The organism is Photorhabdus sp. RM323S (genome assembly GCF_042879375.1).
Classification (GTDB): Bacteria; Pseudomonadota; Gammaproteobacteria; order Enterobacterales; family Enterobacteriaceae; genus Photorhabdus; species Photorhabdus tasmaniensis.
This window is the reverse complement of record NZ_JBHFKZ010000035.1, coordinates 40,881-51,003: the sequence shown is the minus strand read 5'-3', so window position 1 is coordinate 51,003 and position 10,123 is coordinate 40,881. Positions and strand designations below refer to the sequence as shown.

Annotated in this window: 3 protein-coding genes and 1 pseudogene; 1 reads left to right on the top strand and 3 read right to left on the bottom strand. The window is 56.0% G+C overall.

Annotated features, from left to right (window positions below):
* Together ACGF7G_RS14750 and ACGF7G_RS14745 are read right to left on the bottom strand one after the other, a co-directional pair.
* The coding region (locus tag ACGF7G_RS14750) for a hemagglutinin repeat-containing protein (RefSeq protein ID WP_387466427.1) at positions 1-5,111 on the bottom strand (5,111 nt) is incomplete at its 3' end.
* Between the two features lie 3 nt (positions 5,112-5,114).
* Positions 5,115-7,862 (bottom strand): annotated as a pseudogene (locus tag ACGF7G_RS14745) (filamentous hemagglutinin N-terminal domain-containing protein); the annotation flags it as partial.
* On the opposite strand from ACGF7G_RS14745, the gene ACGF7G_RS14740 reads away from it, so the two are divergent.
* Positions 7,818-7,958: a hypothetical protein gene (locus ACGF7G_RS14740; RefSeq protein ID WP_242688748.1), complete on the top strand. Its 141-nt coding sequence runs from the start codon at positions 7,818-7,820 to the stop codon at positions 7,956-7,958. The pseudogene ACGF7G_RS14745 and the gene ACGF7G_RS14740 sit on opposite strands and share 45 nt — an antisense overlap.
* On the opposite strand, the gene ACGF7G_RS14735 is transcribed toward ACGF7G_RS14740, so the two are convergent.
* Complete coding sequence (locus ACGF7G_RS14735) at positions 7,955-9,619, bottom strand: ShlB/FhaC/HecB family hemolysin secretion/activation protein (RefSeq protein WP_387466422.1); 1,665 nt, start codon at positions 9,617-9,619, stop codon at positions 7,955-7,957. The two genes, ACGF7G_RS14740 and ACGF7G_RS14735, sit on opposite strands and share 4 nt — an antisense overlap.
* Positions 9,620-10,123: the final 504 nt, after the last annotated feature.

Genomic DNA, 10,123 nt, shown 5'->3' with positions numbered 1-10,123 from the left:
CCAATCAGTTGCGCCTGTTGCAAACGCTGCTGTTCTTTTTCCCTGTCAAATATCGGACTGAGGACATTAGCGGCGTTATCGGTATCGCCGCTCAGAGTGGCAATATCCTGCGTCTGGTGGTCCTTATCCCGGATAATCACCGCGCCCTCACTGACGGCAGCGTGCGTGGTACTTTCATCATGGCCGGCGCTGTTTGCGCCCACCAGAGTATTGGCGGCCAGATTGCTCAGTAATTGACTGCCAACGGGCCCCCCGGTGCTGATACCGGCACTCTGGTGTTCAGTACGGAAGTCCGCTTTGTTTTGAATGTCCTTAAAGCCCAACGTGCCCGTGTCAAGGGTGTTGTGGGCTTTGTCGGCCGTGCTGGCAATCACCGCGCCGTCAAGCTGAGTATGGTCCCCCACGTTCACCTGATAGCCCCCTTTCCCCGCATACAGCCCGGTTTGTTCCTGTACGCTGTCAAAATTGCTGTGGAGCTTGTCGCGGCTGGCGCTGAGGCTGAGGGTCCCGCCCGGTTGCGGGCCCACGGTGGCACTGGCTCCGGCACTGGCGTTCTGCTGCTGACTGTCATAGCGGTGGCTGTCTTGTTCGCTACTGAGCGTCAGGTGACGTTTCACCTCGGCGGTTATCTGTTCGCCGCTGACCTGAGCGCCTTTTAGCGAGGTGTCCCGGCCACTGTTCAGCTCGACGGTCTGTCCTGCCTGTAACGTGGTGTTATTGTGACTGACACTGTTGCCATTTTCATGGCCTTTGCCCCGACTGACATTGGCTGAGACATTCAGGCCGGTGCCCCCCGGTCCCGCAGTCAGGCCCACGCCCAGCGAGCTGCCGTGGCGACTGTTTTTGCCAGTGGTCTGCTCACTGTTCTGGCTGGAGGAGAGCTGAATATCCCGGTTAGCATTCAGTTGCAGGTCTTTACCTGCCTGTAACTGGCTGCCCTGAATGTGGATATCCCCGCTTTGATTTGATGGACCTTTGCTCTCCCCGTTAGCGGTTATCGTGAGGTTATCCCCGGCAGTGAGATGGCTGCCTTGTTGGGTGGTCTGATGCTGCTGCTGTTCTGAACGGGAAGATTGACGCCCGTAGGACAGGTTAACCCCGGCCAGGTTGTTATTGCCTGTGTCATCACTGCCCTGAGCCTCCGCCAGTCGGCCCGCCTGCACGGCCTGTACCCCACTCAAGGCGGCTTTGGTGTGCTGTAACGCGTTGAGGCGCGGGTCTGCGGTCTGCTGCGCGTCACGGACCGTTTGCACCGCGCTGTTGACGGCACCTCCCGCGGTGCCACTCAGCGCCACGGTTAAGCCGCTCTGTTTTTGCTCGGTTTTTGTCAAGACCGTGTGATTATTTTCCGCACTGGTGATACTGACGCGCTGACCGCTGAGGGTCATGTTTTTACCTGCCACTACGTCACTGCCGTGAATCCGGAGCTGTTCACCTGCGGTGAGAGTGACGTTGCCCTGACTGCTGCCCACGGTGCTGCCTTTGGTCAGCTGGCTGTCACTGTCCGTAGTGGTTTTTTGGCTGGCCTTGCCTAATGTGAAGCCGATACCCCCGGTGCCCATCAGGCCCGATTGTTTCTCCTGCCGTAAATGGGTTTCATCGTGCGCTTCGGCTGCGGTGGTGACGGTGAGCTGATGACCAGCGCTCAGGCTGACATCCTGCGTGCCCGCCACATGACTTCCACTGATATGCAGGTCTTTACCGGCCTGGAGAGTCACTTTATCGCCACTGAATGTGGTGCTCAGGGCCTTCCGGTCATGCACTTCGTCGTGGGTTTCCACTGACGACTTCGACAGCCAGCCTTGACTGGCTTGTTTGCTGTGCTCCACTAAGTCGGATGAGGCGGTACCGGTGGTCAGCGTCAGGTTATTTCCAGCCTGCGCCGTCAGTTGCTGACCGGCATTAATCTGAGCTGCGGTGGCCGTCAGGTCATGCCCGGCTTGCAATGTCAGGTCACCGGCGCTGGTTATCTGGCTGCCGATATCGGTCTGTTGGGTCAGATGGCGCGTGTTACCGCCGCCCCAGTCGCCGCTTTCTGTGTGTTGCGTGTTTACGGTCTCCAGCGTCAGGTCATGCCCGGCCGTTATCCCGGTGTGACCGTCTTTCCCGGCGTTCTTCACCTCACTGGCGGTTATCTGGACATTATTTATCGCGTTAAGCGACAGGGTGCCCTTATCGTTCTGCACATAGATGCCCGCCGGACGGTCCAGCCAGCGATTAGCCTCATCCCCGCGCACCGTCGAGGCACTGGTGATATCGCGGCCTCGCAAGCTCACCCGGTCATCTCCCTGAATCTGGCCGCCCCGGTTGGTAATAGTCTGCTGGGCCGTCAAATCCACTTTGCCGCCGCGAATAAAGCCGCTGTTGGTCAGATTGTTGGCGGTCAGTTGCGTGACGTCACGCCCGCTTATCGTGCCGCTGTTAGTGATATCGCCCTGACTGTTAAGGGCCACGGTATTGCCGGCTAGCAAAGCGCCGTCACTGCTCAGGTCGCCCTGACGGACACGCGCGTAAACCTGCGGCACAGTCACCACCTCGGTCGTGCCATCCGTCAGGGTCACTGTCTGGTTAGTCAGCCAGATAATATCCGAGGTCAGCAGCGCCATTTGGGCTGGACTGAGGGCAACGCCGGGGGTGAGTTGTTGGGCTTTACCGAAAGCCACTCCGGCATCCATCAGCGCTTTAAACTGCGCTTCATCATTGTGGTAACCGGGCAGATAACGCTGGCCGGTCAGTTGGGTGATTTGGTCGCGCACCAACCGCTGTTCGTAAAATCCGTCCCCTAACCGTTTGTGGACCAGAGCCGGGTCGTGCGTTAACTGTTGCTGCATGTAGTCCGAGCCCAGCCAGGGTTTATACTGGGTAAATTTCGGGTCGGTCTCCACCAGATAGTGGCTGTCACTGCCCGGTTGCACGGTGTACAGGCTGTTATCCGGTAATCGGGTATCGGGCGTGATAACGCGGATGACCGGGTCAACCGTTTGTCCTTTGACAGTTTCCGGGGGCAACGTCAGTTCAAACGGCTGGCCGGGTGGCAGAACTAAGGGCTGGCCGGGCGGCAAGACTAAGGGCGCGTTGTTTATCCCGGCAACCGGTTTCACGGCGGTGGGGGCTTGCTGCACTTGCCCGGTCTGGCGATCCGCTATTGGGATACCGGCAGCCTCTGGCCGGGTATGGTCCTGCCAGGCCAGCGTGTTCAGGTCAATCGTTTCTGTCACCGGGCCCCGTTTATAATCGCGCGTATCTTTCCCCTGCGAGGTTTTGGTGCCGCCGAATCGGTGCCAGCGTTTGGTCTTTTTGGCGTACCAGTGGATCCGGCTGCCGGTATCGGTGGTGATACGTTCGCCCTGCGTGGCGATATTGTGCAATTCGCCAATATTGCCCGCCAGCGCCCCGCCGGCGACTATCTGGCTGTCGTGATTGATGACCTGCGCACTGTTGAGCGTGATATTGCCGCCCGCCAGAATTTTACCGGGGTCACTGTGTTTGACCTGGGTCTCTCTGACGGTGCGGGTGTACTGATATTCATAAAAGTCATTACTGCGGCTGCCATCCGGCATGATGGCATCGTGTACGCCGTATTTGTTGCGGTGCGACGTATCGACCTGCGACCAGTCGTAACGCGCAGTCTGGCCGCTCAGTACCGCATCGTGATGCGGCGATTTCTCTGTTTCGACGACCTGGGTGACCAGACCGGCGTTGGTGTTGCGGATCTGGTCAGCCTGGATCTTCAGGTTGTTCCCGGCTTCAATCGTCGCCGCGTGGTTATTGAGTTTATGCGCCTGACCGCTGGCCGTCAGGGTGTTATCCAACTGGCCGCCGATATGCATGTCGCCCACGCTGTAAATCTGGGCATGATGCTGGTTGTTGAGCGTTCCGGTGCCGATATTTAGCCGGTCACGCGCCGCAATCACGGCGGCTTTGCCATCTTGAGCGGTGTTATTCAGGGTGCCCGTCTGGAGGGCGAGCTGGTCCCCGTAAATACGCCCGGTGCCGGTATTGTTCAGGGTGTTGGCTGTCAGGTGGGTCAGGTCGCCATCTATCAGCCCGGTATTGTTTACTGTGTCGTGGACGTTGATTTGCGTTTGTTTAGCGCTGATTTCGCCTGACGCGTTATTGGTGAGATGTTGTGCGTCAAGATGCAGCGCCTGACCGGCTTTTATCTGACGGTCATTGCGAATATGGCCGGTCGTTTTCAGGGTCAGATTGCCATTGGCCGCGGTGTTGCCGGTCTGGTGAAAATCTTCGGTTAAGGTGACCGCCATATCGCCCTGTGATAACAGTTGACCGTCACCACTCAGGGCTCCGGCGCTAATGTCAGCCTGTTTCCCGGCAATCAGGGTGCCCTGTCGATTGAGGATCACCAGATGCGGTTGCTGAGCCTCACTGTTGACCGTGAGCTGTTTGCCCGCAGAGACCAGCCCCTGGGTATTATTCAGCGTCTGGCTGATGTTCGCTTGCAGGTGGTGAGCCGCCCGTAAAGCCCCGCCGGTATTATCGGCCAGTTGGGCGTTTATCGTCAGATTTTGGGCTTCCACGCCGTTATCTGTGTGCGCTGTCTCGCGGTTAATCAGGTGAGCAGTGTTCAGGGTGAGTTGCTGACCCCCTCGCATCAGGCCGCCAGTGTTGTCGGTTTTTTCCTGCACGTTAAGCGTGGTATCGCCCACCGCTTGTACCTGACCGTGACGATTGTCGAGCCGTTGGGTTTTCAGGTTGAGCCTCCCTGCCGACAACAATTTGCCGTCCCGGTTATCGGTCTGCGCCTGTCGGGTGTCGATAGCCAACTGTCCGCCTTGAAGGTGGCCCTGACGATTATCCAGTTGGCCACTGGTGACCGTGGTGGTGCCCTCACCAATAATCTGGCCCTGCTGGTTATCCAGTAACTGCCCGTCAGTATCCAAAGTCAGGGCGTCTGCGGATTGTAAGGTGCCTTCGCGGTTTATCAGTTGTCGGCTGTGAATGTCCAGTCCGCCATTGCCCGCTACCCTGCCGCCGGTGTTATCGATGTCGCCGGTGCGCAAGGTTAACTGCCCGCCACTCAACAACTGGCCCGCTTTTTGGTCAGTATTGCGGGTATTAGTCAGCCAATGGCCGTGGGTATTAATGGACATCTCACGACCCGCCTGTAACAGCCCCGCCGTATTATCCAGTTGGCCACTGGTGACCGTGGTGGTGCCCTCACTCAGAATACGCCCCTGCTGGTTATCCAGTAGCTGCCCGTCAGTATCCAGCGTCAGGGCGTCTGCGGATTGTAAGGTGCCTTCGCGGTTTATCAGTTGCCGGCTGTGAATGTCCAGTCCGCCATTGCCCGCGATCTGTCCCTGCGTATTGGTGAGCACGGTGCTGGTCAGGGTGGTTTTGCCGTCCGCCGTGATTATCCCGCCAGTGTTATTGATGTCACCGGTGTGCAAAGTTAAGTGTCTGTCGCTCAATAACTGACCGCCTTTTTGGTCTGTCGTGGCGGCATTGGTGAGCCAGTGACCGTGAGTATCCACGGTCATGTCGCCACCAGACTGTAACAGCCCGGCGGTGTTCTTCAGCTCACCACTGTGTAAGGTTAGGGTGTCCCCGGCTATCACCTGCCCCTCGGTATTGGTGAAGGGATGGCCTGTGGTCTGGTTGTTAATGTTTTGCGCCAGTAACACACCCTGAGTGTTATCCAGAGTCTGGCTGGTTGTGGTCAGTTGGGTTTTGGCTTCAAGATGACCGTTGGCATTCTGAATGGCTTTGCCAACGGTGAGGAGGGTGCTGTCCCCGGTGGCAACGATGCTACCCTGACGATTATCCAGTTGGCTGGCGCTGAGCTCAAGCGCATTGCCGGCTTCCAGCCGGCCCGACTGATTGTCCAGTGCATCGTTAACCGCCAGTGTCAACGAACCATTTTTAGTCGCGACAAGTTGACCCTGACGATTATTTATTGCCGTGGCATTCAGGTGTAGATTGCCGTTGCTGGCAATCTTACCGCTTTGATTATTCAACGTGTTGACCGTGAGGGACAGGTTATCGGTGCCCGATTGTTGCATGACGCCGCCCTGATGGCTCAGGGTGTCCGCATTGACGGTCATCTGCCCGGCCTGAGTTTCAGCGTGGTTGAGTTGCAGTTCACCGGCCTGTATCGTCAGGGTGCCATTGGTCAGCAGTTTGCCCTGATTGCCCAGCCACCGTTGGGTGTTGAGCGACAGTTTCCCGTTGCCCGCCAGTTGCACCGTGCCTTGAGTATTATCCACCTGATGTGCGGTGAGATGCAGGTCCTCGCCCTGACTGGCAATGTTGCCCTGACGGTTGTTAAGCGTGTCAGTGGTTATCGTGAGCTGTTTGCCTTGGTTGAACAGGGTACCGCCACCGTTATTCAGGCTGCGCGTGTTAAGCGTCAGTTCACCGGGACCGGTCTGGTTAATTTTTCCCCGTTCGTTAGAGATATCAGGCGTCGTGAAGTGGATTTCCCGCGCCACTAACTGGCCGCCTTCGTTGTTAAACTGGCCCGGTGTTTTCGCAATAAAACGGTTGGCGTTGACGGTGGCGTGAGCCGTCCTTATTCCCGCTTGACTGGCGGTGAGTTGAATCTGGCTAGCGGCGGTCTGGCTGTGGCTCAGGTCAATCTGCTGACTGTGGATAGCCAGCGTATCGGTGGCCAGATTTTTCCCCTTCGCCTGAACCTGCCGCGCGGTCAGGGTTAATGAGCCGGGGCGGGTGGTGTTGCCGTTATCATCCAGCCCGGCCACCCACACACTGCTGTGACCACTGTGTATTGTTCCTGCTCTGGCAGTGATATTGCCCCGCGCCTCAATCCGGCCGCTATTGTCCAGTTGTCCGCCGGATTGCAAGGTCACTGTCGATTGCGACAGGAGTTTGCCCTGATTGTCTATCCCGACGGTCCCGGTTAATTGCAGCGCATCCCGGCTGCTGATGGTGCCCCGATTTTCAATCCTGCCCTCGGCGGTGATATGCACCTCGCCTGCCGGAACACCGAGGTTACCGGCGTTACGCACCCCCACACCGGCTTCGGTGCCCACCAACTTAATTTTATCGGCATAAATGCCACCGAGGGCAGCCACATCCAGCGCAAACAGCGGGTGCGCCTCATCCTCCCCGGCAGATTTCTTCTCACTCTGCTGATGTGCGGCATCCACGGTATTGCGTCCGGTGGTCACGTTCAGGTCTTGCGCGTGTAATTGGGCGTTAATCGCCACAGAGCGGGCGATAATATCGGTGTAACTTTGCTGTGTGCTGTCCATGCCGTGCCCGTCAATCCGGACTTCCCCCTGATTGACATCAAACCCTTTCAACCGGCCCTGTTCCATCAGGGCCTGTCCGGTGGTCAGGGTGGTGCGGTGGGCGTTAATAAAGCCGCAGCCGTTGCAGGTGATCCCGGACGGGTTGGCAATCACCACTTCAGCCTTGCGTCCGGCGACTTCAATCCAGCCGTTGAGGTGACTGGGGTTGCGGCTATTGACCTCATTGAGGATAATTTTCGCTTCCCCTTTCGCCAGCCAGGGGTTACCGGCCACTTTGCCGCCGAGCTGGGTGTCGGTGGTTTTGTGACTGTTATTGAGGATAACCCCGTGTTTATCCACATCAAACTGGCGATAGGTATTGTGGGAAACCCCGGCAGCACTGGGGGTCTGGATATTGACCTGCGGCGTGCCATTGGCACTGGACATTACCGTCGGTTGCTGATGACCGGGCGCGTGTCCATCGGCCACAATCGCTGCCTGAGCAGTGAAAACAATCCCCCCCAGGGCGAACAATAAACCCAATCGTAATGCCGTTAAACGGCAAAGACGTTGGACGGATGACCGACCCCGGCGACGTGCCGTATGACCTGGCCCGGGGCTCGCAATCTCGGCTACCACCATCAGCATGTTGCGGGCGTGATTAAAAATAATGCGATACAGATGTTTATTCATAGTGTTGCTCCACTCCCTCGACGGATGTTGGCGATGCGTCGGTTGAATTAATACTGCCAGTACAGATTGAATCCAGCGGTGACCGGTGAGGTTTGAAAGCCTGCCGGTTTGGATAGCGGGATACCAACAAACAGGTCATAGCTCAGGCTTTTCAGGCTGCCTCGCCAGCCCAGAACACTCCCGGCCAGGTGTTTGCCCAACAACGCTTCACTGCCCAGTCCGCCCACTTCGCCATAGTCGATCCCCAGATACAGTGATTGCCCGTGCAGTGGGGTATGCCAGTCCAGTTCGTTCCGGCTGTACCAGCCCCGGTCAGCGGATAAGGTCAGTTCCCCATCGAAGCCACGCACGGTCCAGCGACCCCCCAACGAGAATCGATCTTGTGGCGTCAGCGGACTGGCACTTATCTGGCGCAAATACTGGGTTTGATAAGAAAAAGGTTGGGAAAACAGCGTCAGCGGCCCGGACAGCGTGGCCGAAAACTGGGTGATTTTTGGCAGCGCGGTGCCTTCGTTTAGTCCCTCTTCCGGCGCAGGTTGGGCACCAAACCAGCGCCGACCTCGCTGATAAGTGACGTTGGTATCTAACGTCGCGCTGCCGAGGTAGTGATGATGGGATAGCCCCAGTCTCCAGCCCGCAGTTTCCCGTCGCTGAACATCGATTTCGGTGTCATCGATAAAGTTTTTGGTGGTGCGACGATAAATTTCGCCGTTGAGCGTGGTTTTCTGCCCGGCATTATGGTGCAGGACCCGGCTGAGCTGGACCGCCAGATTTTGGCTTTTGCCTCGATATTGAATCGCCTGATTCAGCCCGGCTATCGTCTGGGTATAATCGTAATGACTGGCCGTCACACTCGCCAGCCAGTAGCCGAAGGGCAGGGAGTAATAGAGCGTGTTATTTTGGCTGCCTTTCCCGGCGGACGCATGAATATCGTGTCCACCGGAGAGGTAAAACAGGTCGCTTAACGCCAGCGGATTATCCAGAAAAAAGGTGAATCCGCCTTGATAACGCCCGGTGCTTTTGGAACCGGTATCATCCAGATAAGTGGCGACTCGCCAGTGCCGTGACTGACGCCAGTCCAGCACAATATCGCTCTCACCCGGCTGTTCAGCCGGGACAATATTCATATCGGCTTTAACGGTGGGAACACGTTGCAGATTTTCCAGTCCCTGCTCAATAGCCCGTAAATCCAGCAGGTTGCCTTCACGGGCAGGGAACGGGGTTATTCGCTGGATGTATTTGCCGCTGTCCGGGGTATAACGGATATGCCGGATGTTGCCCGGTATCATCACCAGGGTTAAGGTCTTGGAACGAAGATCTTGACGGGGTGCCAGCACCCGGCTGGTGACATAGCCATGATCGATTAACTGATTTTGTAACCGGGTCATCAGTCGGTTAATGCCCTGATCACCGAGGCAATGATGTTCGCCTTGTTGGGCTATCCGCCTGAACGGTAACCAATGGGGGAAATTTTCGGTCCCTGCCAATACGACGCGGGCGACAGGAAAACAGGGGGTTTCCGAAGGAAATCCCGCAGGCACGGCCTTTTCAGGCACGGACAGACGAACATCTGGCTGCGGTGGAGCCAATTGGGCTTCCAGCGCGTCCTGACGTGCCTGTTGATGGATCAGTTGTTGATCTGCCATGTCTGCGGCCTGACTGCTTGTCATCACGCTACAAAGAACCGCAAACACTAAAATACTGCTTTTCATTGTCTTTCTATCCCGCAATTTCGAAGCAGTATTAACCTTGAATTTTACTTAGCGATCAATGTTTGCGGTTGATAATCAACCAGGCAACTAAAATAGGGGGATTGGTTAAGATAGCAGCAAAAACAAGAAGTTATATTTTTAGATAAAAAATAGAATAATGTTATTATATTGTTACAAATCATACAAAAAATAGATTAATATTAATCATTTAATAACTTAATGTAATAATTTGAAATTAATTTTATTTTTTTTGCTTTATTTTGTGATCTATATCGCATATTTAAGTTTGGTTGTGGAAAATGCAATCACCAATAGGATGATAATTTTGGTTATGATACGGTAGCTTGGATTGTTTTTTCATCAATATTTTGGATAAGGATAAATTGGACGGGCTAAATTATTGCGGGTTGAAAGGGGGCTCATGCAGCTTATTGAGGAGCAGACGAAGTTATTGGGGAAGTGGCTACCACGAACTTTTTTATTATTGAGAGATAATGACTTCAC